Annotated in this window: 17 protein-coding genes; 6 read left to right on the forward strand and 11 right to left on the reverse strand. The window is 66.0% G+C overall.

Going from position 1 to position 19,515, the window contains the following annotated elements:
* Positions 1–144: 144 nt before the first annotated feature.
* The 5 genes from JANGC3_RS0113115 to JANGC3_RS0113135 all read left to right on the forward strand — a co-directional run bounded on the left by JANGC3_RS0113115 (position 145) and on the right by JANGC3_RS0113135 (position 5,982).
* On the forward strand, positions 145–1,065 hold the full coding sequence (locus tag JANGC3_RS0113115; RefSeq protein WP_017876948.1) for an AAA family ATPase: 921 nt from the start codon (positions 145–147) through the stop codon (positions 1,063–1,065).
* Between the two features lie 3 nt (positions 1,066–1,068).
* Positions 1,069–2,073 (forward strand): DUF58 domain-containing protein, encoded by a 1,005-nt coding sequence (locus tag JANGC3_RS0113120; protein ID WP_017876949.1) that lies wholly within the window; start codon positions 1,069–1,071, stop codon positions 2,071–2,073.
* The gene (locus JANGC3_RS0113125) at positions 2,070–4,100 is read left to right on the forward strand and encodes a transglutaminase family protein (protein ID WP_017876950.1); all 2,031 of its coding nucleotides are present in this window, start codon (positions 2,070–2,072) and stop codon (positions 4,098–4,100) included. The genes JANGC3_RS0113120 and JANGC3_RS0113125 overlap by 4 nt, the downstream gene beginning before the upstream one ends.
* Entirely contained in the window at positions 4,097–5,230 is a 1,134-nt protein-coding gene (mltB, locus tag JANGC3_RS0113130) for a lytic murein transglycosylase B (protein ID WP_026132930.1), read from the forward strand. The genes JANGC3_RS0113125 and mltB overlap by 4 nt, the downstream gene beginning before the upstream one ends.
* A 419-nt stretch (positions 5,231–5,649) precedes the next feature.
* Complete coding sequence (locus JANGC3_RS0113135) at positions 5,650–5,982, forward strand: hypothetical protein (protein ID WP_017876952.1); 333 nt, start codon at positions 5,650–5,652, stop codon at positions 5,980–5,982.
* Between the two features lie 115 nt (positions 5,983–6,097).
* Here the strand turns inward: JANGC3_RS0113135 and cysM are convergent, their stop codons facing one another.
* On the reverse strand, positions 6,098–7,000 hold the full coding sequence (cysM, locus tag JANGC3_RS0113140; RefSeq protein ID WP_017876953.1) for a cysteine synthase CysM: 903 nt from the start codon (positions 6,998–7,000) through the stop codon (positions 6,098–6,100).
* Positions 7,001–7,185: 185 nt separating this feature from the next.
* Here cysM and JANGC3_RS0113145 point away from each other — a divergent pair, with 185 nt between their 5' ends.
* Positions 7,186–8,946, forward strand: a complete 1,761-nt coding sequence (locus tag JANGC3_RS0113145; protein ID WP_017876954.1) for an FAD-dependent oxidoreductase — start codon at positions 7,186–7,188, stop codon at positions 8,944–8,946.
* 185 nt (positions 8,947–9,131) lie between these two features.
* Here the strand turns inward: JANGC3_RS0113145 and JANGC3_RS0113150 are convergent, their stop codons facing one another.
* The 10 genes from JANGC3_RS0113150 to rpsA all read right to left on the reverse strand — a co-directional run bounded on the left by JANGC3_RS0113150 (position 9,132) and on the right by rpsA (position 19,394).
* Positions 9,132–9,686, reverse strand: a complete 555-nt coding sequence (locus JANGC3_RS0113150) for a hypothetical protein (RefSeq protein ID WP_017876955.1) — start codon at positions 9,684–9,686, stop codon at positions 9,132–9,134.
* Positions 9,683–11,047 carry a peptidylprolyl isomerase gene (locus JANGC3_RS0113155; protein WP_017876956.1) on the reverse strand — a complete coding sequence of 455 codons (1,365 nt, stop codon included), beginning with the start codon at positions 11,045–11,047 and terminating at the stop codon, positions 9,683–9,685. Before JANGC3_RS0113155 ends, JANGC3_RS0113150 begins: the two co-directional genes overlap by 4 nt.
* Positions 11,044–12,072 (reverse strand): hypothetical protein, encoded by a 1,029-nt coding sequence (locus tag JANGC3_RS0113160; RefSeq protein WP_017876957.1) that lies wholly within the window; start codon positions 12,070–12,072, stop codon positions 11,044–11,046. Before JANGC3_RS0113160 ends, JANGC3_RS0113155 begins: the two co-directional genes overlap by 4 nt.
* A gap of 381 nt (positions 12,073–12,453) precedes the next feature.
* The gene (locus JANGC3_RS0113170) at positions 12,454–12,933 is read right to left on the reverse strand and encodes a ComEA family DNA-binding protein (protein WP_035787673.1); all 480 of its coding nucleotides are present in this window, start codon (positions 12,931–12,933) and stop codon (positions 12,454–12,456) included.
* 273 nt (positions 12,934–13,206) lie between these two features.
* The gene (gene rfaE1 / locus JANGC3_RS29250) at positions 13,207–14,160 is read right to left on the reverse strand and encodes a D-glycero-beta-D-manno-heptose-7-phosphate kinase (RefSeq protein WP_017876960.1); all 954 of its coding nucleotides are present in this window, start codon (positions 14,158–14,160) and stop codon (positions 13,207–13,209) included.
* Complete coding sequence (locus tag JANGC3_RS0113180; RefSeq protein ID WP_017876961.1) at positions 14,160–15,527, reverse strand: UDP-glucose dehydrogenase family protein; 1,368 nt, start codon at positions 15,525–15,527, stop codon at positions 14,160–14,162. The genes rfaE1 and JANGC3_RS0113180 overlap by 1 nt, the downstream gene beginning before the upstream one ends.
* Before the next feature lie 17 nt (positions 15,528–15,544).
* Positions 15,545–16,720 (reverse strand): lipopolysaccharide assembly protein LapB, encoded by a 1,176-nt coding sequence (gene lapB, locus JANGC3_RS0113185; RefSeq protein ID WP_017876962.1) that lies wholly within the window; start codon positions 16,718–16,720, stop codon positions 15,545–15,547.
* A gap of 31 nt (positions 16,721–16,751) precedes the next feature.
* Positions 16,752–17,057, reverse strand: coding sequence for a LapA family protein (locus JANGC3_RS0113190; RefSeq protein ID WP_026132931.1), 306 nt, complete (start codon positions 17,055–17,057; stop codon positions 16,752–16,754).
* A 331-nt stretch (positions 17,058–17,388) separates the two neighbouring features.
* Positions 17,389–17,694: an integration host factor subunit beta gene (locus tag JANGC3_RS0113195; RefSeq protein ID WP_008446215.1), complete on the reverse strand. Its 306-nt coding sequence runs from the start codon at positions 17,692–17,694 to the stop codon at positions 17,389–17,391.
* 20 nt (positions 17,695–17,714) lie between these two features.
* A complete protein-coding gene (gene rpsA, locus JANGC3_RS0113200; protein ID WP_017876964.1) occupies positions 17,715–19,394 on the reverse strand; it encodes a 30S ribosomal protein S1 in 1,680 nt (559 codons plus the stop codon).
* Between the last annotated feature and the right edge of the window lie 121 nt (positions 19,395–19,515).

The following is a 19,515-nucleotide window of genomic DNA, read 5'->3' on the forward strand; positions in this document are numbered from 1 at the left end:
TGCGCCGTTCTCGCATAGAATCATTGGCAAGCGTGATGAGACGCATAAAATGTGTTTATATCGATAATCTACCACGCGCCCGGCGTTTCGCGCTTCGACAGTCCCGCATTGGCGCCGGCGCCGGCGTTTTCACGGAAGATATTCATGTTCACAAAAATGCACGCGGTGGCGCGCCAGGTCGGCCAGATCGTCGTCGGCAAGGACTTGCAGGTGCGCCAGGCGCTGACCTGCCTGCTGGCCGGCGGCCATTTGCTGATCGAGGACGTGCCCGGGGTCGGCAAGACCACGCTGGCGCACGCGCTGGCCATTTCGCTGGGCCTGCAATTCAACCGCATCCAGTTCACCAGCGACCTGCTGCCGGCCGACGTCGCCGGCATCTCCATCTACGAGCGCGAAAAGAACAGCTTCGTGTTCCACCCGGGGCCGATCTTCACCCAGGTGCTGCTGGCCGACGAGATCAACCGCGCCACGCCGAAGACCCAGTCCGGCCTGCTCGAGGCGATGGAGGAGCGCCAGGTCAGCGCCGACGGCGTCACGCGCGCGCTGCCGGAGCCGTTCTTCGTCATCGCCACGCAAAACCCGGCGCACCAGGTCGGCACCTTCCCGCTGCCGGAGTCGCAGCTGGACCGTTTTTTGATGTGCCTGTCGCTGGGTTATCCGGACCCGGCCGCCGAGCGCGCGCTGCTGCTGGGCGAAGACCGCCGCAGCATGCTCAAGACGCTGCCGGCGGCGATGACGCCGGTCGAGCTGGGCGTGGCGCAGCGCGCGCTGCGGGCGATCCACACCTCGGCCGCGCTGGTCGACTACGTGCAGGCGCTGGCGCAGGCCTCGCGCCAGAACGGCGCCTTCGCCGAGGGGCTCAGCCCGCGCGCGGCGATCGCCCTGCTGCAGGCGGCGCGCGCCTGGGCCGCGCTGGAGGGGCGCGACCACGTGATACCGGAGGACGTGCAGGCGGTGCTGGTGCCGGTCTGCGCACACCGCTTGCGTCCGCTGAAGTCGGCGCACGGCATCGCCCTGGCCAGCCGCGACCTGGTGCTGCAGTTGCAACAAGCGGTGCCGGTGTAGCGCATGCGGGCCGCCAGCGCCACGCTGAAGCGGCGCCTGCGCGCGCTGCTCGACCGGCGCCTGTTCCAGCTGCGCGACAGCGAACCGGGCGAGGTGTTCCTGAGCCAGCGCCGGGTCTTCATCGTGCCCAGCCGGGCCGGGCTGGCCTTCGCCGCCCTGCTACTGCTGCTGTTCATCGGCGCCATCAACTACCAGCTCGGGCTGGGCTTCGCGCTGACCTTTTTCAGCGCCGCCTGCGCCGTCGTCGACATGGTCCTGACGGCGCACAACCTGGCGCTGCTGCACCTGGCGCCGGGCCGCGCGCAGCCGGTCTTCGCCGGCGAGGAGGCGCGCTTCGAGCTGCACATCCACAACCGCGGCAAACGCGACCGCTTCGCCATCTGGCTCGACTTCATCAGCGCCGGGGCGCCGCGCCACGTCGCCGACGTCGCCGCCGGCGCCAGCGCGCCGCTGCTGCTGTCCTGCCCCAGCGGCGCGCGCGGCTGGCTGGCGGCGCCGCGGGTGCGCCTGAGCACGCGCTTCCCGCTCGGCCTGTTCCATGCGTGGGGCTACTGGCAACCCGACGCCAGGGTGCTGGTGTACCCGTTTCCCGAGGCCGACGCGCCGGCGCTGCCGCTGGCCGGCGCCGCCGGCGAGGGCGTCGGCGGCGGCACCGGCCAGGACGACTTCGCCGGCATCCGCAACTACCAGCCCGGCGACCCGATGCGCCACCTGGCCTGGCGTCAGATCGCCCGGCTCGACACGACGCTGGGCGGCCAGTTGGTGAGCAAACACTTCGAGGGCGGCGCGCCGGCCCAGCTGCAGCTCGACTTCGCCGCGCTGCCCGCCGACCTCGACCTGGAAACACGGCTCTCGCGCATGACCAGCTGGGTGCTTGAAGCCGAGCGCCGCGCCCTGCCCTACGCGCTGCGCCTGGGCGCGCTGGAGTTCGCGGCGGCGCTGGGCGAGGCGCACCAGGGCGCCTGCCTGCGCGCGCTGGCGCTGCACGGCCAGGCGCGGCGCGCATGAAGCCGGCGCGCCCGGGCCACCGCTGGAGCGCGCTGGCGCCGGCCCTGGCGCGCCTGCCGCGCGACAAGGCCGACACCTTGTTGCTGCTGTTCGCCGCGGTGCTGGTGCTGGCGCCGCACGCCGCCCACCTGCCGCCGTGGAGCGTCGCCAGCGTCGCCGCCAGCCTGCTGTGGCGCGCCGTCATCACCGTGCGCGGCACCCGCCTGCCGCCGCTGTGGCTGCTGCTGCCGCTGTCGCTGCTGGCCATGGGCGGCGTCTACGCCAGCTTCCGCACGCTGCTCGGGCGCGAGGCCGGGGTCGCCATGCTGGCCCTGCTGCTGGCCTTCAAACTGCTGGAAATGCACGCCAAACGCGACCTGTTCGTGGTGGTCTTCCTCAGCTTCTTCCTATTGCTGACGAATTTCTTTTATTCGCAAAGCATCGCCACCGCCGCCGTCATGCTGCTGACCATTGTCGTGCTGTTGGCGGCGCAACTGTCGTTCCAGTACAGCGGCGTGCAACCGCCGCTGGCGCGCCGGCTGCGCCTGGCGGGCGGTATCGTCGGCGCCGCCGCGCCGCTGGCGCTGCTGCTGTTCGTGCTGTTCCCGCGCATCGAGGGGCCGCTGTGGGGCCTGCCGGGCGACAGCCACAGCGGGCGCACCGGCCTGTCCGAGACGATGGCGCCGGGCGCCATCGCCAACCTGGCGCAATCGGAGGAGCCGGCGTTCCGGGTGCGCTTCGAGCGCGCCGCGCCGCCGCAGCGGCAGTTGTACTGGCGCGGCATCGTGCTGGGCGACTACGACGGGCGCACCTGGACCCGGCTGGGCGCGACGCGCCGCGGCGGCGCGCCCGAGCAAGTCGAGATCAAGCTGAACGGGCCGTCGCTGCGCTACCAGGTCACGCTGGAGCCGAGCGGCCAGCGTTGGTTGTTCGCGCTCGACCTGCCCGAGCGGCTCTACGAACTCGACGGCAATGCGCAGGCGGTCTCGCCGGCGCTGGAAGTGATGGTGCTGAATCCGATCGCCCAGCGCACCCGCTACCGCGTCAGCTCGGTGCTCAACTACGCGCTGCAGGCCGACGAGCCGGCCGGGCGCATGCGGGCGTGGCTGGCGCTGCCGGCCGGCTACAACCCGCGCGCGCTGGCCTGGGCCGCGCGCACGGCGGCCGGCCGCCAGCCCGCCGAGGCCATCGAGGCGGTGCTGCGCACCTTCCGCCAAGAACGGTATTTCTACACGCTGCAACCGCCGCTGCTGGGGCGCGACGCGGTCGACCAGTTCCTGTTCGACAGCAAGGCCGGCTTCTGCGAGCACTACGCCGGCGCCTTCGTCGTGCTGATGCGGGCGATGGGCATTCCGGCGCGCGTCGTCACCGGCTACCAGGGCGGCGAAATGAACCCGGTCGACGGCTACCTGACGGTGCGCCAGTCCGACGCCCACGCCTGGGCCGAAGTCTGGCTGGCCGGGCGCGGCTGGCTGCGGGTCGACCCGACCGCCGCGGTCGCATCCGAGCGGGTCGAGCGCAACCTGGCCGGCGCGCTGCCGGCGTCCGGCGGCTTCGGCCTGCAGGGGCTGCACGAGTTGATGGGCGGCCCCGGCTCGCTGCTGGCGACGCTGCGCTTCAACTGGAACGCCGTCAACAACGGCTGGAACCAGTGGGTGCTCGACTACAACCCGCAGCGCCAGCGCGGCGTGCTGGCGCAGCTCGGCCAGAGCGCCGGCAATTGGCAGGCGCTGCTGGGCGCCGCGCTGGCGGGCGCGTTGCTGGCGCTGGTATGGGCGCTGCGGCGGCGCCGCCAGCGCGACCCGTTCGACGCGCTGTACGCCGCGTTCTGCCGCCAGCAGGCGCGCCGCGGCTGCGCCCGCGCGCCGCACGAAGGTCCGCACGGCTACGCCAAGCGGCTGGCGGCGACGGCGGCGCCGGCCGAACGGCGCGCCGCCGCCGCGCGCTTTCTGGCAATCTACGGCGCGATCAAGTATGGTGTCGCCAGTCCCCATGACAAAGCGGCGGCGCTGCCCACCCTGCGCCGCCTGCTCAACCAATCCCGATGAGATTTTCCGTGCCCCACACCACCCGTTCCCTGAGCGCCCTGATCCTGGCCCTGCCGCTGTTGCTGGGCGCGGCCGCGGCCAGCGCCGCGCCACACAAACCCGGCCACGCCAAAGCCAGCCGCAAGGCCACGCCGGCGCCGACAGCCAAGCCGAAGGCGGATACCGACAGCGAATTCGTCAACTTCGCCGAATGGAAGCAAGTCGGCCAGTTCCTCGACGACATCGCCGCCAAGCACCAGTTCGACCGCGCCGAGCTGGACGCGCTGATGGCCAAGGTGCGCTACGTCGACAGCGCGATCCAGCTGATGAAGCCGGCGCCGCCGGGCAAGCCGAAAAACTGGCAAGCCTACCGCGCCCGCTTCGTCGAGCCGGTGCGCATCGACGCCGGCGTCAAATTCTGGAACGACAACGCCGAGGCGCTGGCGCGCGCCGAAAGCGTCTACGGCGTGCCGGCCGACATCATCGTCGGCATCATCGGCGTCGAAACCGTGTACGGGCGCAACACCGGCCGCTTCCGCGTGCTCGACGCGCTGACCACGCTGGCGTTTTCCTACCCGGAAACGCCGACCCGCCTGGCGCGCATGGAATTTTTCCGCGGCGAATTGGAAAGCGCGCTGCTGTTCGCCCGCCAGGGCGGCGTCGACCCGCTCTCTCTGCTCGGCTCCTATGCGGGCGCGGTCGGCCTGCCGCAGTTCATGCCCAGCAGCATCCTCAAGCACGCGGTCGACTTCGACGGCGACGGCCGCATCGACCTGCGCGGCTCGGCCGGCGACGCCATCGGCAGCGTCGCCCACTTCCTGGTGCAACACGGCTGGCAGCGCGACCTGGCGCGCCCGTTCGCGCTGCCGGTCGCGGTATCGCCGGGACGGGCCTGGGAACCTTTCATCGGCCAGGGTCTCGAAGCGAAGTTCCGCCCGGACGAGCTGCTCGCCGCCGGCGTCAGCAGCGACACGCCCTTGCCCGGCGGAAGGTTGTTTGGTCTGGTAGACTTGCAAAATGGCTCGGAAGCAACCGAATATTGGCTGGGTAGCGCCAATTTTTTTGCTATTACGCAATACAACCGCAGTTACTTCTACGCCATGTCGGTGCTCGACCTGGGCCGCGCCGTACAATTGGCGCGCGGCATGTAAAGACGTCTTTCTTACTTGTAAGAAAGCGTAAGGAAGGTTGATACTGGCGCGCCGCGCCCGTATGGTGGAGCCGCACAGCCGCTTTGTGGCTATCGTGTGGCGCATCATCCCCGAATTGCTTTATACTTAGAATTGTCATATTATTATTTTTTGACGCGGCGTAAGCGTAGTAAATACCAAATTCATGTTGCACTTTGACAACAGTGATTTGGTGGTAACGCGCTGTTTCTTTATTGCTTATGAGTATTAGATTGCTTCATGTTGTACAATTGTGCATATATTACGACATTACGAAACCTGTATCCCGGATCCGACCGTGTGTGAATTCGTTCCTTTAGTAAAGAATGAACATTGACGCAGCAAGAGCGAGCTCCGAGTGTTTTTACTTTGCAGTGCAACTACAGAAGGAACATTAGAACATGACAAACCAAGTCGGCATTGATATGAACAGCGATTCGGAATCCGATGATTTGCTCCAGTACAATCCAAACAGATTGTTGGACACCCTGATCGAAAACCTGCGCCTGAAGAACGACGCAGCCCTGTCCCGCGCGCTGGAAGTCGCGCCCCCGGTGATCAGCAAGATCCGCCACCACCGCCTGCCGGTTGGCGCCTCGCTGCTGATTCGCATGCACGAAGTGAGCGACCTGAGCATTCGCGACCTGCGTTACTTGATGGGCGACCGCCGCAACAAGTTCCGCATCAGCGACAAACAGTTCAAACCAAAGGAAGGCGAAACACCGCAAGGTTAATCCCTGCGGTGTCGCGTTCGCGCTGGCGCCCCTCCCCTCGCGGGGAGGCGGCAGCAGCGTTGCAGGGTTGTACGCGACCGGCTAGCCGGTCAAGCTACGAAGTGACTTAACTCAGTTACGCAGGAAACACCCCGGTCGACAGATAACGGTCGCCGCGGTCGCAGACGATGAAGACGATCGTCGCGTTCTCCACGGTTTGCGACACGCGCAACGCGATCTCGCAGGCGCCCGCCGCCGAAATACCGCAGAAAATCCCCTCTTCCGCCGCCAAACGGCGCGCCATGCGCTCCGCCGCGCCCTGGCTGACGTATTCAATCTGGTCGACCCTGGCCTTGTCGTAGATTTTCGGCAGGTAAGCCTCCGGCCATTTGCGGATGCCGGGAATCGACGAGCCCTCTTCCGGTTGCGCGCCGATGATCTGGACGGCCGGATTGTGCTCCTTCAAATACTGCGACACGCCCATGATGGTGCCGGTGGTGCCCATGGCGCTGACGAAATGGGTGACGCGGCCGTCGGTGTCGCGCCAAATCTCCGGGCCGGTGCCCTCGTAGTGGGCGCGCGAATTGTCGTGGTTGGCGAACTGGTCCAGGATAATGCCCTGGCCGTCCTTTTGCATCTGCTCGGCCAAGTCGCGCGCATACTCCATGCCGCCGGTCTTGGGCGTGAGCACGATTTGCGCGCCATAGGCCGCCATGCTCTGGCGCCGCTCGATGCTCAGGTTCTCCGGCATCAGCAACACCATCTTGTAGCCGCGCAGCGCCGCCGCCATCGCCAGCGCGATGCCGGTGTTGCCGCTGGTGGCCTCGAGCAAGGTATCGCCCGGCTTGATGGCGCCGCGCTCCTCGGCGCGCCGCAACATCGACATGGCGGCGCGGTCCTTGACCGACCCGGCCGGATTGTCGCCCTCCATTTTACCCAGGATAATGTTATTCCGCGCGAGCGCATCGGCGCCGGGCAAGCGCGTCAAGCGCACCAGCGGCGTATTACCGATCGTATCTTCGAGTGTCTTATAAGCCATCGTCTGTGATTGAATTCAACAAAACACCCATTCTAATCCGAGAACCGCCGGCGCGTATCCGCCAGCCCCCGGGCCAGGTCCCGATATGACGGTTTTCTTGCCTCCCCAGCCCGGCACCCTAGCTTGTTGTGAAGATTCTGCGCTAGACTGGCCGCTACGGTTTTTTTCATTTTGGGGGATGGGGCATGGCGATGAGCAGCGTACCGGAGTTTGTGCCCGAAGCGGGCAAGGACGATCCCGTCCAGGCACCGATGGTCGATGTCGCGTCGCGCCGGCAGCAGATGTTCCCGGTGCTGACGGCGGCCGAGCTCAGGCGGCTGCAGCGTTTCGGCGCGCCTTGTTGTTTCCGCGACGGCAAGAGCATTTTCGAGGCCGGCAGCAGTACCTTCGGCATGCTGGTGGTGTTGTCGGGCCGTATCGCGATCAGCCGCAACGACGGCCTGGGCACAATGACGCCGGTGACCGAGCACGGCCCCGGCGAGTTCAGCGCCGAAGTGGCGCAGTTGTCGGGCCGTCCGGCGCTGGTCAACGGCCACGCCGTCGGCAACGTCGAGGTGCTGGTGGTGTCGTCGGAGTCGCTGCGCGCGCTGGTGGTAGCCGAGGCCGAGCTGGGCGAGCGTATCGTGCGCGCGCTGATCTTGCGCCGCGTCGGTCTGCTCGAGTTCAATTCCGGCAGTCCGGTGCTGGTCGGGCCGCGCGGCAACGGCAATATGCACCATTTACAGAGTTTCTTGTCGAGTAACGGGCATCCGCATACGGTGCTCGACCCGGCCCTCGACGAGTGCGCCGCCGCGCTGGTGGCGCGCCACCAGCCCCAGCCCGGCGAGTGGCCGCTGGTGGTGTGCCCGGACGGCAGCGTGAAGAAGAATCCGTCGAATGTCGAGCTGGGCCGCTGCCTGGGCTTGTTGCCCGACTTAAACGACGGCAAGGTGTTCGACGTGCTGGTGGTGGGCGCCGGCCCGGCCGGCCTGGCCACCGCCGTCTACGCCGCCTCGGAGGGCTTGTCGGTGCTGGTGCTGGAGCAGCGCGCCTACGGCGGCCAAGCCGGCGCCAGCGCCCGCATCGAGAATTATCTGGGCTTTCCGACCGGCATTTCGGGACGCGCGCTGGCCGGACGCGCCTATGTGCAGGCGCAAAAATTCGGCGTCGAGATCGCCATTCCCGCCAACGCCGCGCGCCTGCAGTGCGAAAGTTATCCGCCGCGCCTGTCGCTGTGCGACGGCACCGAGCTGAAAGCGCGCACCGTGGTGCTGGCCTGCGGCGCGCGCTACCGCCGGCCGTCGCTGGCCAACCTGAAGTCCTTCGAGGGCCGCGGCGTGTATTACTGGGCTTCGCCGATCGAGGCCAAATTGTGCAAGGAGCAGCAGGTGTTGCTGGTGGGCGGCGGCAATTCGGCCGGCCAGGCCGCCGTGTTCCTGTCCGCCCACGCCGCGCGCGTGCACGTGGTGATCCGCGGCGCCGGCCTGGCCGCCAGCATGTCGAGTTATCTGATCGAGCGCATCGCCGCCACGCCCAATATCGTGCTGCACACGCACACCGAGCTGGTGGCGCTGGAGGGCGACGAGGATGGCCTGGCGTCTGTGCGCTGGCGGAACAACCAGAACGGCGACGAGCAAGAGTGCGGCGTGCGCCAGGTGTTCCTGTTTGTCGGCGCCGAGCCGAACACCGACTGGCTGGCCGACTGCGGCGTCGGCGTCGACGACCACGGCTTCATCCGCACCGGTTTCGACGTCACGCGCGCGCAATGCCGCGCCAACGGCCACCCCGGCCATGTGCCGGACGAGGCGCCGCCGCGCGCCGCGCTGGAAACCAGCGTGCCGGGCGTGTTCGCCTTCGGCGACGTGCGCGCCGGCTCGACCAAGCGGGTCGCCGCGGCGGTCGGCGAAGGCGCCGCCGTGGTGTCGCAGATCCACGCGTTCCTGGCCACGCTGCCGGTTCGACCTTGACTGATAAGGCGGCTTCGGCGTTGAGGCGGTCAACACCCGGGGCGTAAGCCTGGGGTCAGGGCCTAATGCCGCTAAGTGAAGCGTTCGTAGGTCGGATTAGCGGAGCGTAATCCGCCGCCGAGCCGCTGCCGACGCCAGTCGGGTTACGCCCTTTCGGGCCAACCCGACCTACGAAATCGGCACGTTCAGCGGGGCGCCAGCTCAGGGTGCCGCGCCAGCAGTTGCGCGCGCATCGCGTCGATGCGCCGCAGCTTTTCCTCGACTTTGGCGATTTCCGCGGCCGGCACGCCGGCTTCGCGGCCGCGCGCTATGTCGCGCCGCAGTGCCGGCAGGTCGGCGTCGGCGGCCTGCACGTAGCCGGCGTACAGCTTCATGTTCTGGCGCGACTCGTAGCCCTGGTAGGCTTTCGGATCGGCCAGTTCCGCCGCGCTGGGCGCTGCGGCGGCCTCGTCGCGGCTGATCGGCGGCGTGCGCGGGTCGCCGTTCTGGCGCGCCAGCGCCATGCTGTAGGCCGCCGGCTCGGCCCGCCCCAAGGGCGTCAGCGCCACCCGTTTCGGTTCGGCGTCGACGCCGTCCAGCGCCGCCGGCCAAGCGGCCGGCACCGCCGCCGACACCGATGCCGCTGGCGGCGGCGCGGCCGCCGCCAGCGGCGCCGCCGCGTCCGGCGCGGCGCGCGGCCACAGCAGCATGACGCCGGCGCCGGCGACGGCGGCGCCCAGCAGCGCGGCGCGCCACGTCACGACGGCGTGTCCAGTTGCAACGGCACGTCAAGCATGGCGCCGTTGACCTCGATCACGGCGCTGCGCAGCAGGCGCAGACGCAGCAGCGTCAACTGCGCGGCGGCCTTCTCGCGCGCCAGCGCGTTGCGCGCCGCGTAGCCGACCGCTTCCGAATCGGCCGCCTGGTAGCCCATCACGCGCTGCTCGACCAGCACCACTTCCCACGGCGCGGGCTGGTTGGGCGGCACCGGCGCGCGGAACGGCCGCGACACCTGCCCCTGCGCCTGCATGAACACCAATTGCTGTAACCAGCTCAGCTTGCCCTCGTGCTTGATCCAGCCCAGTTCACCGCCGGCCTTGGCGTCGTCGGCGCTCGAGTAGCGCCGCGCCAGCGCGCCGAAGTCTTCGCCCCGGGCGGCGGCGGCCACCACCTCGTTGCCCAGCTTTTCGTCCGGCACCCGGATGTGGCGCGCCTTGACCCGTTCAATGCGCGTAAATTGGTCCTTGTGGGCGGCGTAATAGCCGGCGATCTCGGCCGCGCTCACCTGGCGCGCCAGGCGCCCCAGCAAGGGGCTGTCGTCGTGCAAGTCCTCGCCGATGCCGTGCAAGGCTCGCAGCGCCCGCACCTCGTCCTGGTCGTCCAGGGTCAGGCGCAAATCGTCGACCGCCTTGGCGCCATGCTGTTGCCTGGCCCAGTGCAAGACAAACAGGTTGGCCAGCCGCAGCTTGGCTTGCTGGCCGAGGAACTCCTGGTTACGCTTGAACAATTCCACCCGGCCCTGCACGTTCTGGCGCTGGTATATGTCGTACAACGTCAGCGCGCCGCCTTTGCCGGCGGGCAGCCTGTAGCGCAGCACCACCAGCCGTTTCGCCTGCGCCAGCTGGGCCTCGCTCAGCGCGTATTCCAGCAACAACTTGTCGGACTTGCCGAACACCCGGTCCCACGCCGCCGGGTCGGGCGCCGCGCTGTCGCCGACCAGGCCGTCGAGGCTGCCGCCGGGCAAGGCCTGCAGCGCCGTTTCAAGCTCCTTGCCGTAGTGCGCGCGCAGATTCGCCGCCAGCCTGTCGTCGGCGGCGACGTCGCGCTGGAACGTGACGCGGGTGGACGGATGCAGCTCGGCGTCCTTGAATTCGCGCCGCGCCGCCCCCGCCAGCAGGCGGTTGCCGATCGCCGTCTGCAGCGCCGCCGTGCGGGTCGCCTCGGGCGTTTTCTCGCGCGCCGTGCGCAGCAGCGATTCCACGCTGAGCGCGTACAGCGGCGCGCCGTCGATGCGCGCCGCCAGCGCCGGCTCGCTCAGCCGGGTGCTCACCGGCGCCGCGCCGGCTTGCGCGCACCACAGCGCGCAGGCCGCCAGCGCGGCCAACTTGCCCAGCGGGCTCAATTGACCAGGCGCTCGGCGGCGCGGTTCAACACGTGGACCACCATGGCGATGGAATGCGGGATCATTTGCTTGCCGACCCGAACCCGGTCGCCCTGGTCGGTCGACGACAGCACGATGCCGCCGTTGGCGTACGAATAGGTGCCGCCCTGGGTCAACAGCGGCCGGATGTCGATGGCCGCCGGCGCCACCGGGGCAAAGTCGGCCAGCGCCGCGCGCACCAGCGCCGGTTCGTTCAGGCGCTCGGACGTGTAGTAGTCGCTGACCCAGGTTTCCCAGCCGGCGTGGTGGTGGGCCGACGAGGTCCAGGTATGGTGCGGTTGCAACAGATCGGTGGTGTGCAGCACGAAGCCCAGGCTTTGCGCGGTCGGGCGCGCCAGGAATTGCTGGAACCAGTACTGGCCCAGGTTGTCGATCGGCTGGAACGGCATGCTCTCGAAGTCGGCGTACTGCTCCGGCCTGGACACGCCGGCAAAGCGGTAATTGGCCTCTGTCAAGCCGTAGCTATTGTATTTGCTGCTATCGCCGAACCAGCCCTTCAGGCCGCCCGCGCCGTCGTCCAGGTAGTCGCCGTACAACCAGGTGGCGGCCATGTTGTCGATGTCGCCGGCCATGCTCAGCTTGGCGTAGTTGTAGCCGCCGAAGGGGTTGCCGTGCACGTCGGGGCCGGCGGTGTGGTTTTGGAAGTGCCAGTACGAGGTGTATTTGACGATCTTGGCGCCGCCGCCCCACACCGGCGCGTACTGGCAATTGCCGGTCGAGGCGCCGCACAGGTAGGTGTCGACGAAATCGTCGACGTCGTAGGCGCCCTGGCCCAGCGCGGTGGCGAACTGCTCGATGCTGTAGCCGGCGCGGGTGACGCCCGTCAGTAGCTTGCCGTAGTTGGTTTGGCCAGGATTGTTTTTCATGAACTCGACGGCGTCGAGCACGATGCGCCGATGGGTTTCCTGCGCCCAGGCATGGGCCGGGGCGTTGACCAGTAGAACCGAGGCCATGGCGACTGCCGCCGCGATCAGATTTTTTTTCATGTGTACCTAAGTAGAGAAACGTTGAACCGCTGGGCAAGCGCCGGCGCCGGCTCCCATGCGCACACGCGGCGCGGCTGTGCCGCGGACGCCTGGCGCGCCGGCGGAAAAGCGCGGCCCGGTTCATTTTACGATAAAATAGTTTCCTCTTAGAATGATTAATTTAGAGGCAATGTTCAGCATGCCCTTCGAGAGCCGTAGGCGCTGGGCCTGGACCCCATTCGAGGCGTGTCATTATTATTTGCATCAGCATTACATGCAAGAAATATTCATAAAAATATAATATTGCGCTTACGCACGCGGCCGGAAAGCAAACAGCCCCGCGCGGCTGACGCCGGCGGGGCTGGTGCGGTGACGCTACGGGCCGACTGGCCCGGGCTGCGCTTATTTTTTCATTTCCTCTTTCTTGGCTTTGCCGGCGTCGGCGCTCACGGCCGGCTTGGCGTCCTTGGCCATGGCGGCGGCTGGCTTGGCTTCCTTCGCCGCGCCGGCCGGCACCGCTTCCGCCGCCGCGGCGGCCGGCTTGGCTTCCTTGGCGGCGGTGGCTGGCTTGGCTTGCTTCGCCGCGGCGGCCGGCTTCGCGTCCGCGCCGACCTTGGCCTGGCCGTTCACCTGCAAGCCGGCTTCCGACAGCTTGGCCGAGTTCTTCGCGCCGATGCCTTTGACGCGGCTCTCAAAATCGGCCCAGTCCTTGAATTGGCCGCCTTTGGTGCGCTCGTCGATGATTTGTTTCGATTTTGCCGGGCCGATCCCTTTGACGCTGTCGAGCGCCGCCAGGTCGGCCTTGTTGACGTCGACCTGCGCGAACGCAAAGCCCATCGTTGCAATCAAGCTCGCAACGGCCAGCAGTAATTTCTTCATCATGTCGTATCTCTCCGGGGTGGGGTTTCAGGTTGGCTCGAACGCAAGGGAGCGCAGCGCCTTGGCCATCATAACGCGCGGGAAGTGATATGGTTGACAACCTGATGCGCTCGACAGCGTTGGCCGCTTGCGCTGGCTCAAGCATGACTGCCGCGCGCGGGCCGCGGGCCGGCTTCAAACCACAGGCAAAGAGCCGGCGCCAGGGCCAGGAGGCCAGACCCTCGGGGTCCGCCCCGCCGGGTGACGCCGCCGGTGTTTGCGAGCCGCCGTCGCGCCCTATTCCGGGAACAGTTCGGCGCGCGTGACGGTGGCGGTGCCCAGCTTGCCGACGACGATGCCGCCGGCGCGGTTGGCGGTGCGCACCGCGTCGCCCAGGCTCATGCCGGCGCCCAGCATCGCCGCCATCGTCGCGATGACGGTGTCGCCGGCGCCGGAGACGTCGAATACTTCGCGCGCGTCGGTCGGCATGTGCAGCACCTCGTGCTCGGTGTAGAGCGTCATGCCCTCCTCCGAACGGGTCAGCAGCAACGCGTCGAGCGACAGTTCGCGGCGCATTTGCTGCGCCTTCGCCGTCAGTTGCTCTTCATTGCCCCAGCTGCCGACGACGCGGCGCAACTCCGACTTGTTCGGCGTCAGCACCGACGCGCCGGCGTAGCGCGAAAAGTCGTCGCCCTTCGGGTCGACCATGACGATCTTGCCGGCCGCGCGGGCGGCCCGTATCATGTCGGCGACGTTGACCAGGCTGCCCTTGGCGTAGTCGGACAGGACGATAACGTCGTAGTCCGGCAGCAGCGCGTTGAACTGGATCAGCTTGTCGCGCAGGATGGTGTCGCTGGGCGCGTCCTCGAAGTCGATGCGCAGCATCTGCTGTTGGCGCCCGATCACGCGCAATTTGATGATGGTTGAAATGGCCGGGTCGCGCTGCAGGTAGCTGTGGATGCCGCCGCCCTGCAGCAGCTGCTCGACTTGGCCGCCGGCCTCGTCGGCGCCGACCACGCCCAGCAGCCCGGTGTGGGCGCCCAGCGCGGCGGCGTTGCGCGCCACGTTGGCGGCGCCGCCCAGGCGCTCTTCGCGCTTTTCAATGCGCACGATCGGCACCGGCGCCTCCGGCGAGATGCGGCCGACGTCGCCGAACCAGTAGCGGTCCAGCATCACGTCGCCGACCACCAACAGGCGCACGGCGTCGAGCGCCGGCGCCGGTGTCGGCGCCGCCTTGACGACGCCGCCCATCACGCGCGGGTCAGGACCGAACGTCCGATCCCGTGGTACTCGATACCCGCGGCGGCCATCACCGACGGCTCGAACAGGTTGCGTCCGTCGAAGATGACCGGGTCTTTCAGGGCAGCCTTGATCTTTTCGAAGTCCGGGCTGCGGAAGGCTTTCCATTCGGTGACGATAGTCAGCGCGTCGGCGCCGGCCAGCGCGTCCATCGGGCTGCTGGCGAAGCGCACGCGCGCCATATGCTCAGGCGAGAGGTCCAATTCCAGCACGCGTTTGGCTTCGGCCATCGCCACCGGATCGTACACCGCCACGCTGGCGCCGCGCTGCAGCAGCTCGGCCAGCAGCACGCGCGCCGACGCTTCGCGCATGTCGTCGGTGTTCGGCTTGAACGCCAGGCCCCAGACGGCGAAATGGCGGCCGCTCAGATCCTGGCCGTAGCGTTTGGTGACCTTGGCGCCGAGCACCAGCTTTTGCTTGTCGTTGACCGCCTCGACGGCGCGCAGGATCAGCAATTCCTGGTCGTAGCTGCGGGCGGTGCGCTCCAGCGCCTGCACGTCTTTCGGGAAGCAGGAGCCGCCGTAGCCGCAGCCGGCGTACAGGAAGCTGTGGCCGATGCGCGGGTCCGAGCCGATACCGTGGCGTACCGCCTCGATGTCGACGCCGACGCGGTCGGCCAGGTTGGCCAGTTCGTTCATAAACGAGATGCGCGTGGCCAGCATGGCGTTGGCGGCGTACTTGGTGAACTCGGCCGAGCGCACGTCCATCCAGTGGGTGCGCTCGTGGTTGCGGTTGAACGGCGCGTACAGCGCCTTGAGAAGTTCGCGCGCGCGCTCGCCGTCGGGCGTGCTGTCGCAGCCGATGACGATGCGGTCGGGACGCATGAAGTCTTCGACGGCCGCGCCTTCCTTGAGGAATTCCGGGTTCGAGGCAACCGAAAACGTGGCGGCGACGCCGCGCGCGTCCAGTTCGGCCTGCACGCCGGCGGCGACGCGCTCGGCGGTGCCTACCGGCACGGTCGACTTGTCGATGATGACCTTGAACTCGGTCATGTACTTGCCGATGTTGCGGGCGGCGGCGACGACGTATTGCAGGTCCGCCGAGCCGTCTTCGTCGGGCGGGGTGCCGACGGCGATGAATTGCAGCTTGCCGTGGGCGACGCCGGCTTCGACGTCGGTCGAGAAGGTCAGGCGGCCGGCGGCGCGGTTGCGCGCGACGACTTCATCGAGACCCGGTTCGTGGATCGGAATGCCGCCGGCGTTGAGCATGGCGATTTTCTTTTCGTCGAGGTCGAGGCAAAACACGTCGTTGCCCAATTCGGCCAGGCAGGCACCCGTCACCAAGCCCACATATCCGGTGCCAATAATGGTAATTTTCATTCGTCTACGCTTTCAATTTAGTTCATGACATTGAGTTCTTCGGTGCGCCGCGGCGGATAGGTCTCCCAACGGCTGCAACCGGGGCACTGCCAATAAAATTGGCGCGCCTTGAAGCCGCAGTGGCTGCACTGGTAGCGCGCCAATTTCTGGGTGTAACCATGCACCAGGTTCTTCACCATCGATAGCTCCGACCACAAAGCGGCCGGCGCATCCATCAGGCGCGCCTCCAATAGTTTATCTAATCCTAACAAGGTCGGGGTCCGGCGCAGCTCGGCGCTGACCAATTGCTTGGCCGCCTCCACGCCGTCGAGTTCGATTACCGCCTTGAACACGACTTCAATCAAGTCGATCGAGGACGCCTCTTCCAAATAAGATTTCAGAAGATTAACACCTTCTTGGGCCCGACCCACTTTCTTATAGCCATCCATCAGCCTTTGCGCCACCAGCGCAACGTGCGGCACGCTCTGCTGTTCGACCCGGCGCCAGGTCAGCAGCGCGCCCTCGACGTCGTGCTTGGCCAGCTGGGCGTCGCCCGTCAGCAAGGTCGCGCGGACGTTCTTGCGGTCGGTTTGCAAGGCCTTTTCCAACAGCGGCAGGGCGTCGTCGGGGTGCATGTGCACCAGCGCGTCCTGCGCCAGCTCGCAATAGAACTGGGCGATTTCCTTCTGGCGCGCGCCGGCGCCGGACTCCTGCAGGCCGATGGCCGCCTCGATCGCCCGCGGCCACTCCTTCTCGCGCTGGAAAATTTCCAGCAGCGCGCGCCGGGCCTGCACCGCGTACTGCGTCGCCAGCAGGCGGTTGAAGGTTTCCTCGGCGCGGTCGAGCAGGCCGGCCTTCAGGTAGTCCTGGCCCAGCTCGAATTCGGCGTGCGCTTGCTGCTCCTGCGGCAGGTCGGGGCGCGACAGCAGATTCTGGTGGACGCGGATGGCGCGCTCGGTCTCGCCGCGGCGGCGGAACAGATTGCCCAGCGCGAAGTGCATATCGGCCGTTTCCGGGTCCAGCTTGACGATTTCAATGAAGGCGTCGATGGCCTTGTCGGGCTGGTCGTTGAGCAAGTGGTTCAGGCCCGTGAAATAGCCGCGCGGCAGGCTGCGCGACTCGGACACCAGTTGCTTGATATCAACCCGCGCGGCGATCCAGCCCAGCGCGAAAAAGACCGGTATCCCCAGGAGCAGCCAGAGTTCAAATTCCATGCGTTTTTTTATTCTTGGTGTGTGGGCGGCATTACTGCTGCGTGTTGACGCTGTCCGGCTGCGGTTGGAGCGTGCCCTGCTGGGCGCCCGTTTGCAGCGTCTGGATGGTCGATTTTTGTTTGCTCGCTTCGCGCCGGTGGCGGAACACGGTGGGCGTCAGGGCCAGCACGCCAAGACTAGCGCCGGCGACGAAAAAGCCCAGCAGCATCAGCACCAGCGGGCCGCGTAATTCGTAATTGAGGAAAAAGCGCAGATCGACCTCCTGCGTATTTTTCAGCGCGAAACCAAAAAACAAGACGAACAGAACAAATCCAACGAAGGAGGAAATAAATTTCATCAGCGAGGTCCAGTTTGTGGTTCACAAGCGCCAGTGTGGCACAAGAAAACGCTTACATCAAAAAAAGGGGTACAAAAAAAAGCGGCATCCAAGGACGCCGCTCTTTGACGCCGGCCCCGCGCACGCGGGGTGCGCCGGGTCGGCATGCTGCGTGGACTGTCACGCTCGAATCAGGAGTGCCTGCCACGCCAGCAACGCGCATGGCGGCGTTGCAAATGCTCACGATAGCGCGCTATCGTTGCGCTTTGCGCCTTGCCTTGCACGCCGCTGGCGCGTCCTTCACTGCCGATTCTTCCGTTACAGTCCACTAGTCACTTTTCAGCGGACGAGGTCAATCCTCGATGATCGGCTGGCCGACCATCGCGTCTACCCGCTCGCGCAACTGCTTGCCCGGCTTGAAGTGGGGTACCCGTTTTTCGGGCACCATCACCTTGTCGCCGGACTTCGGATTGCGGCCGATGCGCGGTGGCCTGCTGTTGAGGGCAAAGCTGCCAAAACCGCGGATCTCGATGCGCTGACCGGTCGCCAGGGCGTTGGTCATCGCGTCGAGGATGGTTTTGACGGCGTATTCCGCATCTTTGGCCACCAGCTGAGAATAACGCTCAGCGAGGCGGTTGATCAACTCGGACTTGGTCATCTACTGATCCGCAGACTGTCTTAGTTCTTGTTGTCGAATTTAGCTTTCAACAATGCGCCCAGGCTGGTGGTGCCCGAAGCTGCGTTGTTGTCGGTTGCGGCCATTTTCTGCATTGCTTCCTGGGTTTCGACATTGTCTTTCGCTTTGATCGACAATTGGATACCACGGGCTTTGCGGTCGATGTTCAGAACCATCGCTTCAACGACGTCGCCGACTTTGAAGTGGGTACCGGCATCTTCCACGCGGTCGCGCGAGATTTCCGAAGCGCGCAGGTAGCCTTCGACTTCTTCCGACAACTGGATCACTGCGCCTTTAGGCTCGACCGACTTGACCGTACCCGTTACCAGGGAGCCTTTGTCGTTCATTGCAGCGAAATTATTGAACGGATCGCCTTCCAGCTGCTTGACGCCCAGGGAAACGCGCTCGCGCTCGACGTCGATGGCCAGCACGATGGCTTCCAGTTCGTCGCCCTTTTTGAAACGACGCACGGCTTCTTCGCCGGTTTCGGTCCAGGACAGGTCGGACAGGTGAACCAGGCCGTCGATGTTGCCGGCCAGGCCGATGAACACGCCGAAGTCGGTGATCGATTTGATCGCGCCGCGGACTTTGTCGCCCTTCTTGTGGGTAACGCCAAAGTCATCCCAAGGGTTGGCTTTGCACTGTTTCATACCCAGCGAGATACGACGACGCTCTTCGTCGATTTCCAGAACCATCACTTCAACTTCGTCGCCCAGTTGGACAACTTTGTTTGGTGCGACGTTTTTGTTGGTCCAGTCCATTTCGGAGACGTGCACCAGACCTTCGATACCCTGCTCGACTTCAACGAAGGCGCCGTAGTCGGTGAGGTTGGTGACTTTACCGAACAGACGGGTGCTTTGTGGGTAACGACGGGACAGACCGGTCCAAGGATCGTCGCCCAGTTGTTTCACGCCCAGCGAAACACGGTTCTTCTCTTGATCGTATTTCAGGACCTTGGCGGTGATTTCCTGGCCAACCGTCAGCACTTCCGACGGATGACGCACGCGGCGCCATGCCAGGTCGGTGATGTGCAGCAGGCCGTCGATGCCGCCCAGGTCCACGAAGGCGCCATAGTCGGTGATGTTTTTGACGACGCCGGTCACGACCGTGCCTTCTTTCAGCGTTTCCATCAGTTTCTGACGCTCTTCGCCCATCGACGCTTCGATGACGGCGCGGCGGGACAGAACCACGTTGTTACGCTTGCGATCGAGCTTGATCACTTTGAATTCGAGGGTTTTGCCTTCGAACGGGGTGGTGTCTTTGACTGGACGGGTGTCGACCAGCGAACCCGGCAGGAACGCGCGGATGCCGTTGGTCAGAACGGTCAGGCCGCCCTTGACTTTGCCGTTGACGGTACCGACGACGATCTCGCCCGATTCCATCGCTTTTTCCAGCGCCAGCCACGAAGCCAGACGCTTGGCTTTGTCGCGCGACAGGATGGTGTCGCCGAAACCGTTTTCCAACGATTCGATCGCCACGGAAACGAAGTCACCGACTTTGACTTCCAGTTCGCCGTGGTCGTTTTTGAATTCTTCGATTGGGATGAATGCTTCGGATTTGAGGCCGGCGTTGACGATCACGAAATTGTGGTCGAGGCGCACGACTTCAGCGGAAATAACTTCGCCGGAGCGCATATCTTGACGCGACAACGATTCCTCGAAGAGCGCGGCAAAACTTTCCATACCGGTAAATTCTGTAGATGTAGCTGTAGACATAGGGGTTCACACATTGTTAGCCAGCAGAGATCGCACGATGCGACTTAAACTGGGTTAGGTTTGACACACGCCCGGGCCGGACTGCGCC

This window comes from Janthinobacterium sp. CG3, from assembly GCF_000344615.1.
In the GTDB taxonomy this organism is placed as follows: domain Bacteria; phylum Pseudomonadota; class Gammaproteobacteria; order Burkholderiales; family Burkholderiaceae_D; genus Janthinobacterium.